The following is a 19,867-nucleotide window of genomic DNA, read 5'->3' as shown; positions in this document are numbered from 1 at the left end:
GCGGCTTGTTAGGTGATAATAATCCTATCGGTATTAGGCCGTCATCTCTTAATGGCGCCTGTCAGTGTCATGGCTCGCGTTGTCGGCGGACATCAGAGCAATAGAGGTCCGGCAATCAATTCTGCACAAAAGGAGCTGATCATGAAAAATGTCGAGATGGCAATTGAAGGAACGATGCTGACGATCAGGGTCGATCTGTCCAAAGAGTTTGGCCCGTCGGCATCGGGGAAGACCACGATCATTGCGTCAACGGAAGGCAATGTGACGATTCCAGGTCGTGAAGAAAAGATCGGACTGAACGTCTACCGCAAAAAATAGCAGGGCCCTTCTGCCCGAGCGGAACGATGGATGAAAGGGAAGAAGAGACCGCTCCATGATTGAGGGTGTTTTTCGCCCAAAAAACACGCAAATACTCATGAAATGTGACCGGTTTCTCCACAGTAAGACCGCGTTGCTGTGCATAAGTCTGGACGGATAGGGTCTATTTGGCTCTAGACGCGATAGTTTCGATCAGCCCGTCATCCTCAGCTTTATACCGACCCAGGGATTGTGGAAAAGAAAAAGAATCATCCGTCAAGCCGCTAAATATAGTGGGTTGGTTCGTGGGAGCACTATGCCTATTTATTAGGCAATCTGCTCGCATGACTGTTGAGAGCAGCCATTTCAGCGATAGGATCTCACTCATACACAGAGTTATCCACAGAAGCTGGGGAGTCGCGGAGGAACACCGTCGTGAATCACAGTTTCGGTAATGGAAGTGCTTGGTTTTTGAGAGGTCTGGCAGATTCATGTTCGTCCAATGAGAAGAACGGCGAGCTGTCATATATTTTTTCTTCCAGCGTGAGGAAATATTTTCCACGCACCGATGAAAAACGCATCGTTGCCCGATTCGGCCCTTGCTATTTTTTGAAATAGGTTGTGGCTCAGTGCGAAGGAAGAATCATGGAAGCAATCGTCATCGGCGCCTCATGGTGTGAAACAAGCGGGTAGGCTTTCCGGCGATGTTCGCCGGCTCCAGCTGAATTATTTTCTCGGCAAGAAAGAGAGCCCTTGACTCACTCCGACTGCGGGCCTACTCTTAACGTGTGGGGGGAGTTAACGCCCCGGGGGAATATGGTCCATAAGGGGGTTGAGAGTGAGAGCGGTGTGCAGGACCAGCTTGTACTGGGAAGCCTAATGCTCTCCCGAGATCTCCGCCGTACCTACTAACTCCTCGGTAGGTGCGTGCTCCTCCCACCCTATACAGTTGCGGCGGCTGGTTGCCCTCCTGCGAATCTCCTCTTTGACATCAGGTCGCAGTCGATCCTGTGCCGAGGGTTTGCTCAGTGTGGCAAACTGTGTACAATGCCGCCCACTTTTCCAATGTGATGCTGTGAGAGGGTGAATGGCCATCGCGCGCGCTGTTTCGAAGTCCGCTTCTATCGCTCAACCCGTTTCTGAATCAGCCGGTGCGAAGACGGCTGCCGCCAAGCCGGTCCAACAGGTCACGGCGGCTGAGATGGGCGCGCGTCAGCGGGAAATTTCCGTTTCTGAATTCTTTACGAAGAACCGGCACCTGCTCGGGTTCGACAACCCGCGTAAGGCGTTGTTGACCTGTGTGAAGGAAGCGGTCGATAACGCGCTCGATGCCTGTGAAGAAGCCGGGATTCTTCCTGAAGTGACCGTCAAGCTTGAAGTGGTCTCACCCGGGGAGCCGGTCGCTCCGAGCCAGGCAACCAGATTTCGCATCACGGTCACGGACAACGGGCCGGGTATCGTCCGTCAGCACATTCCGCGGATCTTTGCGAAGCTACTCTATGGCTCAAAGTTTCACCGCATGCGGATGAGCCGGGGCCAGCAGGGCATCGGGATTTCGGCGGCGGGGATGTACGGGCAGTTGACGACCGGGAAGCCGGTGAAGATTATTTCCCGTACGGGTCCGAAGGCGACGGCCCATTACTTCGAAGTGCAGATCGATACGAAGAAAAATGAGCCGCTCGTTCATGAGAATAAGCAGATTGAATGGAATCAGCCGCAAGGAACGCAAGTCGCGATCGAGGTCGAGGGAAAATATCAAAAGGGCCGGGCCTCAGTCGACGAATGGCTGGAGCAGACCTCCATCGCCAATCCGCATGTCCGCCTGATCTACTCTCCGCCGGAAGGCGAGGTGAAGGAGTATCCTCGCACCTATCACGAATTGCCGCCATCCCCGCGAGAGATCATGCCGCATCCCTACGGGATCGAATTCGGCATGTTGCTGAAAATGTTGCAGGATACCAAAGGCCACTCGGTCTCCAGCTTCCTTTCCGGCGATTTCTGCCGAGTGTCGCCGCAACTGGCGGACGAGATCTGCAAGGCCGCCAAGGTTTCTCCCAACATGAAGCCGCGAGACTTGAAGGGGCCAGCCGCAGAGATTCTTTATCAGACCATCCAAAACACTAAGATCATGGCGCCGCCGACGAATTGTCTTTCGCCGATCGGCGAGCGGGCCATTCTTTCGGGACTCTATAAGCAGATCAAAGGCGAATTTTACACGGCGGTGAGCCGGCCGCCGGCGGTCTATCGAGGCAATCCCTTTATCATCGAAGCCGGGTTGGCCTTCGGCCATCGACCGGAGGATCAGACCAAACCGAAGCAGCCCGCCATGCCGAAAGCGGAAGGCGAGGATGACGACAGGGATTCTGAACTCGCGCGAGTGATTCGTTACGCCAACCGGGTTCCCTTGCTCTATCAGCAGTCCGCCTGTTCCACCTTCAAGGCCGTCCTCAGCACGGGGTGGAAGAACTATGGTGTGACGCAGTCACGCGGCGCCTTGCCGGGCGGGCCGATGGTGATCTTCGTGCACATGGCCTCGGTGTGGGTGCCGTTCACGAGTGAATCCAAGGAAGCCATTGCGGACTACGATGAGATTCAGAAAGAAATTACCCTCGCGCTGCGGGAGTGCGGCCGGCGGTTGGGGCTGTTCCTGCGGCGACGGGAACGCGCGGCCAGCGAATTTCGGCGGCGCAATATTTTTGAGCTCTACATCGAAGAAGTGGTGGAAGCCTGCAATCGCCTCAAGGGCGGCACGCTGGCAAAAGAAAAGCTGAAAGCGCAGCTGCAGAAGATCGCCACATCGCGCACGGGCGGGCTCAAGACGGATGAAGCCTTGGGGAAAACCGGTGCCGGGCCGGAAGGGTTGCCCCATTCGATTATTGTGACAGCCGACGGCGTGGAAGGCGAAGTTGAGTTGGCCACACAGGTACAGGCTTCCGTTGCACCGGCGGCACAGACTGCAATTGCAGCGCCGCATAAGGCTGATCCTGCAGTTCCCAAAGGCAAGAAGGGGAAGGCGTCACAGCCGGCGGTGGTGGTTGATCGGGGAGCCACGGACAAGAAGCCCAAGGGGAAACCGGCGAAACCGGGTAAGAAGGCTGCGCCTAGAGGAAAGAAATAACACCACATGGCGACCAAACAGAAGAAAACGACCGCCGTTGAGAAGAAGCTCATCAGCCTGGCGGATATTGTGATCGCGGCGGCTGACCGGTCGAAAGATCCGACCTTTGCGATTCCCATTCGCGCCTTGTCGAACGTGTCCTTCAATGAGCGCAAAGGTCTCATTGAAATGGGGAGTAAGAAACAGGCCCGGTCCTTCTTCAACGTCGGCATGGCCAAGAAGTTTATGCAGACAGTGCTGGTCGCCGATGCCCTTTCCGAATTGCAGCGTGCGGATCTGACGACCTCGTTGCGAGAAATTTACTACCGGACGAAACACACCATTCAAGATTCCCATGAGAACACCTTCGACACGCAGGATGAATCGGATCCGGTCATCGAAGACCTGGAGGTGTCGCTCGCGGCTTTGCGTGAAGAGCTGCATGTGCGCGCGGAAAACAGTGGCAGCATCGTCGGCCCGGTCGTATTCGGCGATGACGGTGACCGGGTGGATTGCGCCAAGCTCGGCAAAGGCGGCTACTCAGTTCCATCGATCGTCGAGCCGGAGTATCTGGAGATCCGCCGGTGCACGGCCGACTTTCTGTTGCTCGTTGAAAAAGGGACGCAGTGGAACCGCCTCTCGGAAGACAAGTTCTGGCGGCGGTATAACTGCGTGCTGCTGACCGGTAACGGCCAGCCGCCGCGCGGCGTCCGCCGGCTGGCTCGGCGGCTGCACGAAGAGCATAAGTTGCCGGTGTATGTACTGGTCGATAACGATCCCTGGGGGTACTACATCTATTCCGTAATCAAGCAGGGGTCGATCAATCTCGCCTTCGAGAGCCAGCGCATGGCCATACCCAAAGCGAAGTTTATCGGCCTATCGAGTGCCGATCCGGAACGTTACGAATTGCCCAGAAACGTGGGGATCAAGTTGAACGAGAAAGATATCGCGCGGGCGAAAGAGCTGCTGAACTACCAATGGTTCCAGAAGCCGGCCTGGCAGGCGGAGATCAAGCGCATGCTGACCAGTGGGCTCAAGTACGAGCTGGATTCGCTGGCCAATAAAGACTTTCAATATCTGACCAAGAAATATCTGCCGAGGAAGCTCAAAGAAAAAGATTGGATCGATTAGCCGTCGCCCCGGGTCCACCGTTCGATAATCAGGAGTCACCAGATCAGGGAGCCCGCGCGTGCGCCGCGGCTGCCGACCTTTGTGCCAACCCGGATTCAGCCATATCATGAAGACGCTACCTCCTTGGACAGCCCCGCTGCGCGACTGGCAGCAGCGTGCCCTTACCGCGGTCCAAAGTCATCAGACCGCGGATTTCCTTGCCATGGCGACGCCGGCGGCCGGGAAAACCCGCTTTGCCCTGCGCATCGCGCATGAGTTCCTTTCCAGAGGGGCCGCGGTGCGTGTGTTGGTCGTGTGCCCGACCAACCACCTGCGCACGCAATGGTCGGAGGCCGCTGGAAAAATCGGTCTGCAACTCGATCCGGCGCTGACGAACGACCAAGCCAACGAAGCTTCCGACTATCACGGCGCCGTCGTGACCTATCAGCAGGTCAGTCTCGCTCCGGCGATTTTTCAACGCACCTGCACCGGGAAGCGCACGCTCCTCATTCTGGATGAGTTGCACCACGCGGGAGACGGCAAGCACTGGGGAAAAGCGCTGCGCACCGCATTCGATTCGGCGGTGTTTCGCCTGATCCTGTCCGGCACGCCCTTTCGCTCCGACAATAATCCGATTCCCTTCATCCGCTACGAACAAGGCGAGAGCCACGCGGACTTTGCCTATGGCTACACGGAGGCGATCAAAGACAGTGTGTGCCGGCCGATTGTGTTTCCCAGCTATGAAGGTGAATTGACCTGGCTCTCCGACGGGCGTGAGCATACGGCGACTTTCGAGGATGGATTAAAGTTTGATCTCCAACGTGAACGGTTGAAGACGGCACTGCTGCAAGAGACGTGGCTGGGTCCGGTGATTACGGATGCGCACAAGCAACTGACTCGACTGCGCAAGGAAGAGCAGGCCGATGCCGGCGGATTGATCGTCGCTATGGATCAGGACCATGCCCGATGGGTGTCCGAATTGATCGGAAAAATCACCGGGACAAAGGCGGTCGTGGCCGTATCGGACGACCCGGGGGCCTCGCGGACCATCGCGTCATTCTCAGACCATAAAACCCAGGCCTGGCTGGTCGCTGTGAACATGGTGAGCGAAGGCGTGGACATCCCTCGGTTGCGGGTGGGGGTGTACGGGACCAACGTGTTGACGGAAATGTACTTCAGGCAGGTCGTCGGGCGATTCGTGCGCATGCAGGACGGCATGCCTAAGCCGCAACGTGCCTGGCTCTACTTGCCCAAAGATCCGATTCTGGTGCACTACGCCAGGCAGATCAAAGCGGAACGCGATCACGTCTTGGAAGACATCATGCCGGCCGGGCAGCGGGATTTGTTCGGACGCATCACCGTGTCCAGCACGAAAGAATACATGCCGTTGAACGCCGTGGCCAAGCTCGACTCGCTCATCGGGGAAGAAGACCCGCGAGGGGAGGGCGGAGGCGTCGTTGCGGGAGACATCGCAGTTTCATTGCACGAGCAGAAACTGGATCTGCGCGATACGCATCGCCTGTTGGTGGCGTCCGTTGCGCGGAAAACGGGTGTGGATCATCGCCGCCTCAATGCGGAGCTGATCGCGCGGACCGGAGGGCGCGTCGATCAAGCCACGACCGAGCAGCTGCAGAAACGAATTCAACTCTTGGAGCGATGGCAGGAAAAGGGATACGACGGTAAGCGATAACGGAAGCGAACTCGCTGACGCATCTGCACAGCAGGATTTCCATGCCGCCAGCAGCACCAGCCGAGAATCTTGGGCGTCGCCACATGCATCGCGTTACGACAAAAGGGGCGAGAGTCTTTGGCCTGATACAAGCGATTGTGGATGGAATCGACGCTCCGTCCACGAGGATGGCCGAAAGGTCTCTGAAGAAAAAATCCAGACCCCCCCAATCCGACGTGTATGGGCAGAAATGGCCGTACGGCCCGACAGATGTCAGCCAGCTCTTAGCCAATTTGACTCAGGCCATCTTTCAGCAGGTACAAGAAAGTGTGGCGCCGTTCACGGGGAATTTGAGCCTGGTGCACACCGATCTGGTGTTAGTACTAGCTGGCGGAGAGGTTGCTGGACCTCGCATACTTGCCTCGCAGTCGTCGCAGCGGAGGTATGGTTCACCTGAGCGTAAGGGAAGGTCGTTTGCCGAGATGCAAAGTCAAGCAACGCCCCCCTCTCTTTTCTTCGGAACCGCCAAGATTTGGATTGATGCCATTGCGTTTGTTCGTCTGCCCGGTGATCGAAACTTTGGGCCGAGTTTACCGCTAGTCACTGAAGTCGGATTTCTCGAAGATAGTTCTGCCGATGCACTGACTGATGCATCCTTACAGCAAGCCCTTCAAGTGGCCATTGGCAACTGGTTAGGTCTCGGCAATCTTTCAGTAGTAATGCCAGATGGGAGTGCCGGGGGCAATTGGGGGGATAGATTCATTGCGACAGGCGGGCCAGTGGATCAAGTATCCGCCGAACATATAGATGCCTTGCCAGATGAGAACGGGATTACAGGATTCATTCAGAGTCGCTTCAACAATCAAGGTCTGCTTGCGGACTTCGATGCGATCCTTGGGGGCACGAGTCAAATAGCAAAAGGCATTGAGGGGGGAACCTTCGGGGATATCGGTACATACAAGACTTCGGTCGATGGTGATACGTCGGCGGCCTCCGACAGCCATGCCATTCAATCCAAGATCAATTCCTTCCTGAGTCGTGCTGAGGAGCCTGCTATCGCTAATACCATTGAGGAGGTCAACACCAAATCCGGGGTAAGTGATTATGGTGCCGCGATAAACAACGGTGCCATCAATGTATCGAACTTCAACATCAGCGGTCAGACGTCGACCTCGAGCGGCGACCGAGCCACTTCCAATGGTGAGATCCTCAATTTGGAGGTGATCACGCTTGGCAGCCTCTCGTTGGAATCGTCCCTCTTCGGGCAAGACAGGAACATCGTAGGGAGGGACATTTTCCCCATACTGACTGCATCCGAATTGAGCCAGAGCCAGAACCAACAGAATCAACGTTCGCTTGAGCATCATCTCTCCTTCGGTAGCCAAACTGTACCGACTGATCGGAATGTGGTCAATCAAGTCGATGCATTTGGCAGTGGTTTCACTGGGCTGATGGCTACCTGGCACTCACGTCGGGGACCACGATCACGCTCGACACCGATGCCGCCGGGTATGGGTGGTTCATCGATTCGACCCCGTTGACGAAGAGTTTGCGGTCGGCGCGAACCCCTGGCAGTTCACCGCGCTGGAAGGCCGTGCGGCTGCCGGCACGATCGATCTCATGACCGTGCTCATGCACGAACTCGGGCATGTCATGGGATTGGACCACGTCAGCTCCGCCGTAGACGGCACGCGCCTCATGGCTGGTTCCATTGATCCCGGCGTCCGGCGATTGCCCTCAGCGCTGGATCTTGGTCCAGTTGCATCATCGACAGAACCGGGGACAGGCACCGACGTGGTCGGAGCCAGTCCCCTGACTCGTCACCAGGACGCCTTCAACGTGGCGCTCCTTGAATCTGGCACCCTGACGCCGCTCGCCGGTGCGTCAGCCTAAGGGGGGCGTTGCTTGACTGTGTACCATCGGCAGCAGCACGGCGACGCATACAACGGATTCAACTCTTGGAGTGGTGGCAGGAAAAGGATACGACGGCAAGCGATACCTGAGGGAGAGTTGCTGGCGGCACCTGAACCGCAGGGTTCCGATGCTGCCAGCAGCGGTCTCTTTTCTTTCCGCAGTCTAATAAGGTGATCAAATCCTGGCCATCTCAACCTGACCCGAGTATTTCCATCGTGAACGAGCCCGTGTTACTTCTTCTGCAAAACCGGATATCCGAGCGCATAGATCCACTTATCCTCTTCCACGCTATTGGCCGGAGCCAGTGGTTTTGCGGGCATATGGCAGGGAATGCACTCGGCTTTGAAATTCTTCGAGGTTGTATGCACCGAATCTTCCGCACTAAAAAATGACCATCCCCATCCTTCTCCCCAGAGCCCGGAGTCTTTGTAGCGGCCCTGGGTGTCGCGGACGAGCACAAACCACCCTTTGGTTGTCGTCGCGTGACCTACCACTGGGCCGGTGCTCATAGCCATGGTCTTGGCATGAAGCAGTTCTTTCACGAGCACGGCCCCATCGGGGAATTGCCCAGTTTTCTGGTAATGCGCAATCGTCTCCGGTTGCGTGTACACCACGTGGTACTCGTGCACCGCTACGCCATTCGTTTTCAGCGTGGTGTCTTTCTTCGCATGCGCCCACGTGCCGAGTGTGGGCCACAGTCGATAACCCTCAGGCACACGGATATTGCCGGTGGATGCATCCACCACATGCGGTACAAAGGGCTTGCTGTCCTCGGCGAATGAGCTTGTGATCGCCTGTGCGGTCACGAGCAGCACCATTCCTACGATTAAGAACGCGATCTTTTTCTTCATGATTGCCTCCCAGAATAGATACAGTTCGTAGTTCTTCAACGGCCACTCCAATCACAGCCCTAAGTACACTCTCGGAATCACTGTGCCCCCTCACATACATCCACAGGCGACCGGTCCTGCGAATCGACTGACACGTGGAGGATCAGGGCGCTCTGTATGGTGTGGTTCCGTACACGAGCTTATACGCCACTCGACTCGGCATGATCTGTCATCCAGATGACAGTCGTGATGGAATGGTTCATTTCACAGCCATGTCATGGCGTATCATCCACGTGCGATGAGTCGCGGCTGGAACGAAGTCGCAGGAAGATCAGGACTTATTGTGGAGGGGAATCTCTAGCAGGCAGGCCGAACGTGTTGTGTCCGACTGTCGATGCCAACACCGTCTAGCGCACTTCATGTGACTGAACAATTTGACCGAGCGCTGAAAGGCTGCGGACACAGAGGTAGGTCCTTGTGTACCGTAGGAGGCCTTCGTCACGAAACTCGTTCAGAATCGCCGTCACATTGGGACGAGCTGCCCCGACCAGCTCGGACAGTTCCTCATGAGTCATGCGGATATCCACCAGGAACCCATCATGATGCGGGCATGGGGCTCTTCCAAACTCCATGAGATCGAGAAGAATCATCGCCACTCGCCGACGCAACGGCGCTGCAAACTGCCACTGCACTCGCCGATCCATCAGGCCCAGTTGCCGGCTGTACACCTCTAACAGGATTTTACAGAGGACTTCATCGCGATGGACAACCGCTTCTATCGTGTGACGCTGACATTCAAGAATAGACGTTGCCCCGCTGGTAACGGCCGATTCTTCCTTCATCGAAAGCGGTGGCGTGAATGGCAGATCGCCAAAAATCGATCCTCGCCCCAGCAACATCCGAGTGAACTGATCCCCATTCTCTCCGATCGCCATCAGTCGTACGTACCCGCTCTGCACGATGTACGTCTTCCCTGGCACGTAGGTCGCGTACAGCACTTTCCCATGGCTCAAGGCTTGGGTAGAGACAGGGTGGAGGTTGCGTAATGAAGCCAAGAATCGCGATTGCAGATCATCGGCATGGTTCATGATCAATACTCCTCAGCTAGCCAGTCGCCTCATCCGAATACGTCATGACTCCGGCAACAAAAAAGCCACCGAGGCTCCACGCGGTGCTATAGGAGCGGTGTCGAGACGCTGCTACGTATAGCGGAAAGGAGGCCTGATGGCGACAGGCTGTATACCGCAAGTGATGTGTGAATTCCATGACAAACTGAATCCGGTGGTGATCCGATTCGATCAGGCCCCTGCCAGCATCGATGGCGGCGTCGTGTTGCTCAAGGTGCTGGATGATCGGCTTCAGCGGGCTTTGCATGGAGGAAATCAAAGTGGTCGGGAGTCGTTGGTTCAGGATTCTTTCCGTCGTCCAGGAGGTCGTAGGATTACTTTCATGCCGGAGCACGTAGCCATCCGCTGCATCCAGGCTTCTTCACCGAACGGGCGGTCTCGGTCCACACTCGTTCGGAGCGACTCCAGTTTCGATGCGGCTTTAGGTTACGGTTCAAACAAACGAGGCCATCTTTCTCCACTAATACGGCACCGGCGTGGATCATCGCGCCTTAATGCGGAGCTGATCACGCGCACTGGAGGGCGCATCGACCAGGCGGTGACCCCATCTTTCCCCCATAAAAGTTTTGTCTGAGCCGAGGGTCTCCCGTCATCCTTTGTAGATTGCGTGCGGTATGGTTGCGCCTTGATTAATGAACGGAGAAACCCTATTTTGGAAAAGCCGTGGTTGGTATTGGGTGGCCCGGCAGGTGTGCGCAGCGTCTATATTGAGTAGCATCCGTGAATCTGCGGAGATGGCATGAAGCGTATTATCGCCCGGCCAGATGTAGCTCACCGGAACATGGAGGACTGATATGCCAGCTGTGATGATGCTCGCCATTGTGACAGTACTCATGATGATTACTCCAGCCGGAGCGGAGTTGTTGGGGAAGTGGAGCAAAGGGGCGCCGTTTCCGGAGCCGTCCGAGGAACTCGTCGGTGCGTCGGTCGGCGGGAAGTTCTACGTGTTTGGTGGTTTGGGTCCGGGATGGATCCCGCAAGGTTTGGTCTATGAATACGATCCGGGTTCGGATAGGTGGACCAAGAAACAACCCATGGCGTTGCCCTCGCATCATGTTGCGATCACCGAATTGGACGGGAAGCTCTACGCCTTCGGAGGGTTCGTGCCGCCCGAGTCCGGCCCGCCGGCCTGGGTGCCCATCAACAGCGCCTGGGAATACGATCCAGCGACCGACCACTGGAAGGCCTTAGCGCCCATGCCCTCCAAGCGCGGCTCGGCCGTCGCCGCAGCGGTGAACGGCAAGATCTATGTGATTGGCGGAGCCGCCGTGCATCCAGGATCGAGTGAGTCATCTCTACAGCCTGCCAAACCCCATCGGTCGGTCGGCACCGTCGAGGAGTACGACCCGAAGACCAATAGCTGGGCGCAGCGGTCCTCGATGCCGACGGCAAGAAACCACGCCGCCATTGGGGCGGTGAACAACAAGATCTATGTCATCGGCGGCCGCTTGGGCAGCGCGTTTATCTTCACGGCGAGCAATACCAACGTCGTGGAGGAATATGATCCGGCGACCGACCAGTGGGGTCTCGTGAAGGCGAAGATGCCAACGGAGCGGAGCGGCGGAGCTTGGGCGGTCTACAAGAACCGCATCTATGTGGGTGGCGGCGAACATCAGGACAATTATCTGTTGGCAGCCTTCCGAGCCTTAGAAGCCTATGATCCAGCCACGAACAGCTGGGAAGAGCTACCCAAAATGCCGATGCCCCGCCATGGTCTCGCCGGCGCCGTCGTGGGCGATCGCTTGTACTTTGCGAGCGGCGACATTCAGTCTGCCGGCATCACCGGAATGCGCGTCGTGACAGACTCCCACGATATCTTCGAGTTCAGTCCTCGATAAGGAGTCGTCTGTCTACGGCGCCGAATGGGGTCGTTGCTTGACTGTGTGCGACCGGCAGCGGCACGGCGACGCATACCTGGAATGCTTGCAATCAACTGATCGGGATCAACGCGACCGGCTTTGACTCAGCTTTCAGCATGATGCGCTGGCTTGATGAATTGGCAAGACTATCTATGGCGCGACGACCGAGCAACTGCAGAACTGTATTCAACTCTTGGAGCGGTGGCAGGAAAAGGGATACGACGGCAAGCGATATCTGAGGGAGAGTCGCTGACGGCACCTGAACAGCAGGGTTCCGATGCCGCCAGCAGCGGTCTGTTTCTTCCCCCTAGGCAGGAGGAAGCATCCAATAGCACCAGGCGAGAATCGCGGGCGTCGCCACATACATCGCGGTCTTTCCAAAGGAGTCGTACACACCGTAAATCAGGACGGCTCCGATAAACACGAAATAGATCTGGGCGATACCCTGGTAGCTCGCATTGTGTTCGACGGCAAGGGCGAGGCTCGGTGATGCCAGGATTCCGGCTGCAGTGATGATCGCGAGACGTTTCATCGAAATCTCCTTTCAGAAGATAGTGGCGAGACGGGGAATGGACTGAGGAACGGTGTGGGTGCAGAAACAACAACGCCCTCATGGCAACGGAAACCACGAGGGCGTAGCAAGGGGCGTGAGCCGTATTCTATGAAAAGACTGGCTGTTGTTAGCAAGGATGCACAGAGCGCCTCATAGCTTGAAATTACGCGCATGCTGCGCTTTCCGGTATGGGAAGTCAAACTGGAACGCAGCTGGTCTGATCCTCCGGCTTTGACCGGGCCGTAGCGGTCCCGACGCGGCTTGCCCCCTCATTCCGCTGGGTGTTAAGATTCGCCGCTGACTCTTCTGGAGATACACTATGCCAAGCATTATGTTATTGGTTTCGCCCAGCTGTGGAGCCTGTCCCTCGGCCAAAAGTCTATGGAAGCAGCTGCGAGTGAAATATAGTTTTTCCTACCGGGAAGTCGACATCACGACACCGGATGGTGCGGAGTTGGCCAATCGTCATTCGGTGCGGGCGGTGCCTGCCACGATTATCGACGGACGGCTGACGTTTGTCGGTGTGCCGAGCCGGGAAAGCGCCGAAAAGGCGCTACTGTTGAAGATGAAGCCGCGCGAGTAAGCGCGGTAGAAGGATAGATAGCCAATGGTTGATGAAGACGACGACGACAACTTTGAATTGCCTGATTTGCCCATCTACGACAAGGGCCCGCCGCCGGATTGCCCGATCTGCGGCGACCCGATGAAGTTTATCGATGGCGATTGGGCCTGTGTTGATTGTAACGGCGAATTGCTGGGGCCTGAGACGGGCTAGTCTTGCGCGAATAGTGAGGGGCAGTGCGTTCGAGCATTGCTGTGAGCCGCCTGCCTCTCCATCCGGTACTCGCTGCGCCACGCAGCACTCTTCACACGCCACGGTTTCTGATGCTTCACGTCATTGCCGGCCGTTTCCATCCGTCGCTCGAATCCGCGCTGGTCGCTCAGGTGAGCCAGGCGAAGGCGGCGGACCCGTTCGCTCCCATCGCGGTCCTTGTTCCCTCCGCGCCGCTCCTGGCCCGCGTGCGGCAGGTGTTGGCCGCTGAGCTGCACGCCACGCTCAATATCCACTTCATGACCTTCCATCAGCTGGCGCTCCGTCTGGCGGATGAGCGGCGCAGCCGTTTGGCGCAGTCGCCGCTGCATGTCGTCGACGATATCTTCTTTGAACAATTGGTCCGGCAGATTGTGCAGGTCCGGCTCCCTAGTTTGGCGCCGTTGCAACAGCTTGGGCAGTCATCCGGCATGTGGGGTGCGCTGTGGTCGACCATTCGCGACTTAAAAGATGCCGGCGTCGATCCTGCCGTCGCCTTGCGCGGAGTTGAAGAGGGCTGCTTCGATCAGGAGGATCATGCCTGGCTGACGGCGTTATTCTCATTGCACGCGGCCGTTCGGGACGTGGGGAAGACGTTAGGTGTCGGCACTCCGGACGATCTGGCCGAGTCGCTCATTCCGGAGGTGGCTCAGTCTCCGTTTTTAGCCTCGCTGCGGCACGCCTTCTATTATGGATTCTACGACCTGACCCAGGTGCAGCTGTCTTTGTTCGAGGCGGTCAGCACCGCCGTGCCTACCACGCTGCTGTTCCCCCTTGAACAGGGACCGCGCTGGGGATTTGCCCGGCGGTTCTTCGATCGCTGTATTCAGCCCCGTGCGGCCAACCCCGACATGGTCACGAGACTGGCGGATCCTGGCCGGCCACCTTCCGCTGAGCCGATCGCGATATCCGTGCACAGCGTCATTGGGGCGGAAGAGGAGTTAGCAGCGACTTGCCGAAGGATTCTGGATCTGGTCGAGACGAACGGGTATCAGTTTGACGACATTGGTGTGGTAGCTCGCACGCTGGATCCCTATCGGACGCTCCTGTCGAGCGTCTTCGATCGATATCGGATCCCCTTTGTTTCAACGGCCGGGCAACCGCTGATGCAGGAACCCCTGTGCAAGATCCTGCTGCAGTTGCTCGCCTTGCCGCTCAACGATTTCTACCGCACGACGATGCTGGACGTCGTGACCTCTCCGCTCTTCGCTTCGGATCTGCTCGATCGTGAAGCCGTCGGCTATCGTCCGGAACAATGGAAGATGGCCGTGCCGGGCCTCCAGATCACTCGCGGAGTCGAAGAATGGAAGCGATTGGAATCGGCTTCCCGAATGACGCTGGAATTGGCGGAAGGCGAAGAGCAGGGGCATGCGATCGATGGATTGGATATCGCCCCTGACGTGTTGCTGCTGCTCTGGCAGGTGGTGTCTGAACTATTGACCGATTGTTTGGCGCTCCCTCAGCGGGGGACTGTCGGTCAGTTGGTCACGGCCACTCGGCAACTGGGCCGCCGGCATCTGGCAGACCCACGTCGTCTGGAAGCGCAGGATGTGGATCCGCTTCAGATCAGGTTGACGGCGGTCTGGACTGCCATCGACGGGGTTATGACCAAGTTGGAGGAATTAGATCTACTTGGGGAGGAGATGTCCTGGGCGGATTTTGTGGAGCTCCTGACCCATACCTGCGAGCGTGCGATGATTCCATCGGATGAGACCGCTCATCGGGGCGTGACCGTCGTTGACGCGATGGCGGCGCGCGGGCTGACATTCAAAGCCGTGTGCGTGTTGGGCTTGAACGAAAAGTTATTTCCCCGATATATCCGAGAGGACGCGTTTCTTCGCGACCGGCATCGGCGGGTGCTCGACGCGACGCTTGGGTTCAAGATCGATGAAAAGCTCGGTGGGTATGAAGAAGAAACGCTGCTGTGTGACCTGATCGCGCAGGGGGCGAGCCGCCGCTTAGATCTGTCCTATCAACGGGCTGATGAGGCCGGTCGTGTGCTCGCGGTCTCGCCGTTTCTTGACGCATTGCTCAAGCAGGCCGGGCTCGACGGGCGATCGGTGGAGGCGGTGCCGCGACGATTGACGGATCGCGTGGCGCAGCGTCCCACCATGCAACGATTCCTTCCGCCGGCTGAGCTCGCTCAATGGATGGCGATGACCGGGCAGGACCCGACGGTGTTGCTCCAGGCGGTCGGTCGCGAGGCGGAAGGGTTTCGGCATGCGGCCACTGCCTTAATGGGAATAGAGAACACTGCTCCCGGACTGAATGAGTATGATGGATTGACCGGCCCGCTTGATGCGTACTGGTCTCGCTTGCGTGAGCGCGGGTTGGCTCCGACGCCGTTAGAGCGGTATGCGCGCTGCCCCTTCCAGTATTTTGCCGCCGATGTATTACGGCTGGAGCCGGTGCGATGGTCTGTTTCGCAGGAGCCGGATGCCGCATTGTTGGGCACCCTCTGCCATGCGGCCTTGAAGTGCTGTTACGAGCAGCTTCTCCCGACCGGCTGGCCGGCCGAGCCGGTCACCGATGACACGATGGAGTGGTGTATTCGCTCGGCCGTGGATCTGGCGGCGCAGGATTGCGAGGCGGGCCAGCGGACCGGTCATTATTTACTGTGGGAGTTGGCGAAGGAACATGTCGTCACGCTGATCACCGCTGCGGTCGATGCGGATATGGACGCGTATACGGAGACGCCGTTTCTGCCCGTAGCATTCGAGCTGGATGCCGAAGGCACGATTGCCGAAGTGCTGCCCGATCCGACTGCGGCGCTGAAGATTCGAGGACGCGTCGATCGGATCGACCGGCATCGGGATACTGGAGCCATTCGCATCATCGACTACAAATTCAAAACCGGCGGATCAATGAAGTCGGAGGATCGCAATCTGCTGCAGTCCGCCATGCGGGGGTATCGGCTCCAGCCTCCGCTCTATGCTCGCCTGCTCCTGCCCGGAAAGCCTGCGCCAAGCCAGGTGCAGTTCATGTTTCTGGCGCCGCTGTGGGAGCCGTCCATCGCACGTTCAACGTTCGAGGCCAGCGTGCTGTCGGGCGAGTCCGGCCGGCAAATCCAACAGACACTGCGCATGCTGGTCACCGGACTTCAGGCCGGACGGTTTTTTATTCTGCCCGACACCTATTGTGAGCAATGTGAATTCCGTGTCATCTGCCGCCGCGAACACCAGCCGTCGTGGTGGCGGTCGTATCGATCGGACGAGGTCAAAGCCCTCAAGAATCTGCGTCTGCAACGTCCGTCGGAGGAGCCGCGTGGAACTGATTCCTGATCGCCTGGCCCGCAATCTGGCGGAGACGACGTTCGACCGAAATGTCGTGGTCGTAGCCGGCGCCGGCACCGGCAAGACAACCTTGCTCGTCAATCGCCTGGTGCATCTCCTCATCAAGGAGCCTCGTCCGGTGACGGTCGCCCAGATCGTCGCGTTGACCTTTACGAATAAGGCGGCCACGGAGATGAAGGTCCGGCTGCGTGAACGGCTGATGGTCTTGGCCGATCCGGAAGCGGGGCGGGTTATAGACGGCGGGGCGGTGTCGCTGGCGGACTTACGGGCACGGTACGGTCTCTCCACCGACGAAGTTGTCCGCAGAGCTAAGGCCGCGCTCCATGATCTGGAGAAGGGCCAGATCGGCACGCTCCACAGTTTTGCGGCCCATCTGCTGCGGCTCTATCCGCTTGAAGGTGGCGTGGATCCGGCGTTTCAGGAAGATGACGGGCTCCGCTTCGAAGAGCACTTTGCGGCGGCGTGGGAGATCTGGATCGATCGGGAGTTGAGCCGGCAGGGAGCTCATCATCACCTGTGGCGCAAGGTATTGAGTCTCGCCACGCTGGACGATGTGCGCGCGCTGGCTCGAGCCCTGTGCAGTGAGTTGGTCGATGTGGAAGTGTTGCAGGCTCAGATCCATGACGAGCAGCTGAGTCCTGTGCTCGTCGAGTGGGTTCGGCATACGCATCAGCGCGGGCGCGTGCTTCTCGATGCGCACGATCGACCCAAGCGGCGGAAGATCGAGCAGATGCTAGCGGCGGCGGTGAACCTTATGCAGGAGATTCTGGATCAAGGGGCGGCGGGCATTCACGCCCTCTCCGCCGCCGATCTCGACTGGCTGAAGAAGGATCTGGGCAATCCCGTCGCGGGATGGGAGCAAGATGAATTTCGTGAAGCCGAGTCGATCATCAACACGGCGCAGCAATATCTGGTGGTGAACACCGAGTTCTTTAGGCAGACCTTGACGCTTCTTGGGCCGCTGGTGGCTGACATTCGCCTCTCCTTCAGACTGAAAGGATGGGTCTCGTTCGATGGGCTGCTTGCCCGGGCACGAACGTTGTTGCGGGATCATCGGGCCATTCGCGAGCGGATTAAGCAGGACTATCGTGCGGTGCTGGTGGATGAATTCCAAGACACCGATCCTGTGCAGTATGAATTGATCCTCGCGATTTCAGAAGGCTTAGGGGCGCAGGCCTCGACATGGCAGGAGATGGTCTTAGAGCCGGGCAAGCTCTTTATCGTGGGCGACCCCAAGCAGTCGATCTATGCGTTCCGGCGGGCGGATATCGAAGCGTTCGACCGCGTCGTCCAGAAGATTGAAGAGGATGGGGGAGTCATTCAGACCCTCACGACAAACTTTCGAAGTGATGCGGCAGTTCTGGGACCGGTCAACGATGTGTTCGACCGCCTGTTCGAACGGCGTCTCCTCGTTCAACCGGCCAATGTCCGGTTGGAGGTACAACCGCAGCGGCGTCCATCAGCCTTCGACGCCGGTGTGCGCGTGCAAGTGACGCTGCCGGCTCCGGACGAGCGGGCGTTCGATGCGGCGGGTGCGACCAGGGCGGAAGGGGAAACGCTGGCGCGCTGGCTTACTGAAGAGGTGCTGATCCGTCCGCAGGTCAAACCCGGGCATATCGCCTTGCTGTTTCGAAAGCTGACGCAGGCCGATACCTATGTGGATGCGTTGCGCCGGTATGGCCTTCCCTATGTGATCGAAGGGGAAAAACATTTTTACCGGCGGCAGGAAGTCATCGATCTGATGAATGTCCTGCGGGTGCTGGACCATCCCCATGACACCGTGGCGCTCGCCGGTGTCCTGCGTAGTCCGTTAGGCGGCTTGTCAGACCGCACACTCTATGAACTGCGCCAGGCCGACGGGTTTGAATATCTTCGCTCCGAATCCCTCTCGGCGTGGATGCATCCTGACGCCGTTGCGGTTCGTCTCCTGTATGGACACTTCGCCTGGCTGCATGGTCAGGTCGGAGCCCTGCCGCTGGCCGAGGCGCTGGAATTGATCTTCGACCGTCTTCCGATTTTGGAAATCGCCGCCGCTTCGGTGCAGGGCGAACAGGCTGTGGCCAATCTTCTCAAGGTGAAACACACCGCCGCCGTCTTGTCCGATCGGCCGCATCTGACGTTGAGCGGGTTTGTGGATCTGATGGTGGCCAGGCTCGAAGAGCAACCGGATGAGGCGGACAGTCCCTTATCCGAGGAATCGTCCAATGCCATCCAGGTTTTGACGATTCATAAAGCCAAGGGACTGGAGTTTCCCATTGTCGTCTTGCCCGGGTTACACCAAGGGAGTGGGAAGGAGCGAGGATTGCCCCTCGTGACCTTTGATTGGTCCAGTGGATCGTATGGCCTCTCGCTCGGCGGGGTGCACAATTTCGGGGCGGTCTTGGTGCAGGAGAAACAGAAAGTCAGAGAAGAGGCCGAACGGCGGCGGGTGCTCTATGTCGGCATGACCAGGGCGAAGGATATGCTGGTGCTGTCCGGCGGAATGACTGGCCGTGCAGCGGGGGAAACCGTCTTCGGCATGTTGCAAGAGATCGGGGAGGGTGTGGTGGGGGCGTCAGAAACAGAGACGCTGACGGTCGGCGCGTCGGTCATACCGCACAGAACGGCGATTGCGCCCCCCCGCAAACATTCAAGCCGGCCCGGCGCGGTGGGACCGGGCGCTGGAGCGCTCGATGCGGCGGTCATCGCAAAGCTATGGAGTGCGCGTGAGGATCGCTGGAAGACGGCCTGCCGGACGCCTCGCCAGCTCACTCCCAGTACGATAGGGCAAGGTGACCCGCCCGGCCTGGTTTACCACTCTGGGAGTGGCGCAGATCAAGCCGTCGGGAGGCTCGTCGGGATCGTGACCCATCGCGTGCTGGAGCAATGGGATTTTCATCTGCCAGCCCACACGTTCTTGGAGCGAATCGAACCGATGATTCGGCAGCAGCTCATGCCGGACGACGCGGAGGTCGCGTCTGCTGTGACCGAATCGCTCCTGGAGCTGTTCGGTGGTTTCATACAATCCGAGCTGTATCAGCGGTTGGCGTCAGCGACGATTCTCGGCCGTGAGGTGCCATTTGCGATGGCGTGGGAAGAGGGCCAGATTGTGCACGGCGTGATGGATGTGATCTACCGTCTTGACGGCCGGATCTGGATTGGGGACTATAAAACCGACGCGGTGCTGGCGCAGGACGTGCCTGAGCGGGCTGAGCGCTATCGAGCTCAGATGATGCTCTATAAGGCTGCTGCGGAGAAAAGCTTAGGGGTGTCGGCGATATCCGCGCAGCTGCTGTTCCTTCGCTGCGCGGTTGGGTATGAACTTTGA

The 19,867-nt window shown here is 58.1% G+C and carries 14 protein-coding genes; 11 read left to right on the top strand and 3 right to left on the bottom strand.

What is annotated here, in order from left to right; genetic code table 11:
• Window positions 1–141: 141 nt before the first annotated feature.
• The 6 genes from NITLEN_RS18135 to NITLEN_RS10710 all read left to right on the top strand — a co-directional run bounded on the left by NITLEN_RS18135 (window position 142) and on the right by NITLEN_RS10710 (window position 8,066).
• On the top strand, window positions 142–318 hold the full coding sequence (locus NITLEN_RS18135; RefSeq protein WP_181416793.1) for a hypothetical protein: 177 nt from the start codon (window positions 142–144) through the stop codon (window positions 316–318).
• 1,066 nt (window positions 319–1,384) lie between these two features.
• Window positions 1,385–3,415 (top strand): DNA topoisomerase VI subunit B, encoded by a 2,031-nt coding sequence (locus NITLEN_RS10730; RefSeq protein ID WP_245924431.1) that lies wholly within the window; start codon window positions 1,385–1,387, stop codon window positions 3,413–3,415.
• 6 nt (window positions 3,416–3,421) lie between these two features.
• Window positions 3,422–4,525, top strand: coding sequence for a DNA topoisomerase IV subunit A (locus tag NITLEN_RS10725; protein WP_121989609.1), 1,104 nt, complete (start codon window positions 3,422–3,424; stop codon window positions 4,523–4,525).
• Window positions 4,526–4,631: 106 nt separating this feature from the next.
• Window positions 4,632–6,194, top strand: coding sequence for a DEAD/DEAH box helicase (locus NITLEN_RS10720; protein WP_121989608.1), 1,563 nt, complete (start codon window positions 4,632–4,634; stop codon window positions 6,192–6,194).
• A 41-nt stretch (window positions 6,195–6,235) separates the two neighbouring features.
• Window positions 6,236–7,714 (top strand): hypothetical protein, encoded by a 1,479-nt coding sequence (locus NITLEN_RS10715; protein ID WP_121989607.1) that lies wholly within the window; start codon window positions 6,236–6,238, stop codon window positions 7,712–7,714.
• The gene (locus tag NITLEN_RS10710) at window positions 7,689–8,066 is read left to right on the top strand and encodes a matrixin family metalloprotease (RefSeq protein ID WP_121989606.1); all 378 of its coding nucleotides are present in this window, start codon (window positions 7,689–7,691) and stop codon (window positions 8,064–8,066) included. Before NITLEN_RS10715 ends, NITLEN_RS10710 begins: the two co-directional genes overlap by 26 nt.
• 251 nt (window positions 8,067–8,317) lie before the next feature.
• On the opposite strand, the gene NITLEN_RS10705 is transcribed toward NITLEN_RS10710, so the two are convergent.
• Both NITLEN_RS10705 and NITLEN_RS10700 read right to left on the bottom strand, forming a co-directional pair.
• Window positions 8,318–8,938, bottom strand: a complete 621-nt coding sequence (locus NITLEN_RS10705; protein WP_219999439.1) for a cytochrome P460 family protein — start codon at window positions 8,936–8,938, stop codon at window positions 8,318–8,320.
• Window positions 8,939–9,324: 386 nt separating this feature from the next.
• Complete coding sequence (locus tag NITLEN_RS10700) at window positions 9,325–10,005, bottom strand: Crp/Fnr family transcriptional regulator (protein ID WP_121989605.1); 681 nt, start codon at window positions 10,003–10,005, stop codon at window positions 9,325–9,327.
• An 833-nt stretch (window positions 10,006–10,838) separates the two neighbouring features.
• Between NITLEN_RS10700 and NITLEN_RS10690 the strand changes: the two genes are divergently transcribed.
• Window positions 10,839–11,882, top strand: coding sequence for a Kelch repeat-containing protein (locus tag NITLEN_RS10690; RefSeq protein WP_121989603.1), 1,044 nt, complete (start codon window positions 10,839–10,841; stop codon window positions 11,880–11,882).
• Between the two features lie 328 nt (window positions 11,883–12,210).
• Here NITLEN_RS10690 and NITLEN_RS10685 read toward each other — a convergent pair whose 3' ends face one another.
• Window positions 12,211–12,435, bottom strand: a complete 225-nt coding sequence (locus tag NITLEN_RS10685; protein WP_121989602.1) for a hypothetical protein — start codon at window positions 12,433–12,435, stop codon at window positions 12,211–12,213.
• Between the two features lie 340 nt (window positions 12,436–12,775).
• Between NITLEN_RS10685 and NITLEN_RS10680 the strand changes: the two genes are divergently transcribed.
• The 4 genes from NITLEN_RS10680 to NITLEN_RS10670 are packed head-to-tail and all read left to right on the top strand — an operon-like array spanning window position 12,776 to window position 19,867.
• Complete coding sequence (locus NITLEN_RS10680) at window positions 12,776–13,039, top strand: glutaredoxin family protein (RefSeq protein ID WP_121989601.1); 264 nt, start codon at window positions 12,776–12,778, stop codon at window positions 13,037–13,039.
• A 24-nt stretch (window positions 13,040–13,063) separates the two neighbouring features.
• Window positions 13,064–13,231, top strand: coding sequence for a hypothetical protein (locus NITLEN_RS18130; protein ID WP_181416792.1), 168 nt, complete (start codon window positions 13,064–13,066; stop codon window positions 13,229–13,231).
• Window positions 13,232–13,272: 41 nt separating this feature from the next.
• Window positions 13,273–16,548 carry a PD-(D/E)XK nuclease family protein gene (locus tag NITLEN_RS10675; protein WP_146216165.1) on the top strand — a complete coding sequence of 1,092 codons (3,276 nt, stop codon included), beginning with the start codon at window positions 13,273–13,275 and terminating at the stop codon, window positions 16,546–16,548.
• Window positions 16,532–19,867 (top strand): UvrD-helicase domain-containing protein, encoded by a 3,336-nt coding sequence (locus NITLEN_RS10670; RefSeq protein ID WP_181416791.1) that lies wholly within the window; start codon window positions 16,532–16,534, stop codon window positions 19,865–19,867. The genes NITLEN_RS10675 and NITLEN_RS10670 overlap by 17 nt, the downstream gene beginning before the upstream one ends.

Source organism: Nitrospira lenta (assembly GCF_900403705.1).
GTDB classification, from domain to species: Bacteria; Nitrospirota; Nitrospiria; order Nitrospirales; family Nitrospiraceae; genus Nitrospira_D; species Nitrospira_D lenta.
Note: the sequence above shows the minus strand (reverse complement) of the source record. Positions and strands in the feature narration are given on the sequence as shown.

Bases quoted from the DNA above. Each gene is read 5' to 3' on its own strand.
- NITLEN_RS18135 (WP_181416793.1), top strand. From the start codon at position 142: ATGAAAAATGTCGAGATGGCAATTGAAGGAACGATGCTGACGATCAGG.
- NITLEN_RS10730 (WP_245924431.1), top strand. From the start codon at position 1,385: ATGGCCATCGCGCGCGCTGTTTCGAAGTCCGCTTCTATCGCTCAACCC.
- NITLEN_RS10725 (WP_121989609.1), top strand. From the start codon at position 3,422: ATGGCGACCAAACAGAAGAAAACGACCGCCGTTGAGAAGAAGCTCATC.
- NITLEN_RS10720 (WP_121989608.1), top strand. From the start codon at position 4,632: ATGAAGACGCTACCTCCTTGGACAGCCCCGCTGCGCGACTGGCAGCAG.
- NITLEN_RS10715 (WP_121989607.1), top strand. From the start codon at position 6,236: ATGCCGCCAGCAGCACCAGCCGAGAATCTTGGGCGTCGCCACATGCAT.
- NITLEN_RS10705 (WP_219999439.1), bottom strand. From the start codon at position 8,938: ATGAAGAAAAAGATCGCGTTCTTAATCGTAGGAATGGTGCTGCTCGTG.
- NITLEN_RS10700 (WP_121989605.1), bottom strand. From the start codon at position 10,005: ATGAACCATGCCGATGATCTGCAATCGCGATTCTTGGCTTCATTACGC.
- NITLEN_RS10690 (WP_121989603.1), top strand. From the start codon at position 10,839: ATGCCAGCTGTGATGATGCTCGCCATTGTGACAGTACTCATGATGATT.
- NITLEN_RS10685 (WP_121989602.1), bottom strand. From the start codon at position 12,435: ATGAAACGTCTCGCGATCATCACTGCAGCCGGAATCCTGGCATCACCG.
- NITLEN_RS10680 (WP_121989601.1), top strand. From the start codon at position 12,776: ATGCCAAGCATTATGTTATTGGTTTCGCCCAGCTGTGGAGCCTGTCCC.
- NITLEN_RS18130 (WP_181416792.1), top strand. From the start codon at position 13,064: ATGGTTGATGAAGACGACGACGACAACTTTGAATTGCCTGATTTGCCC.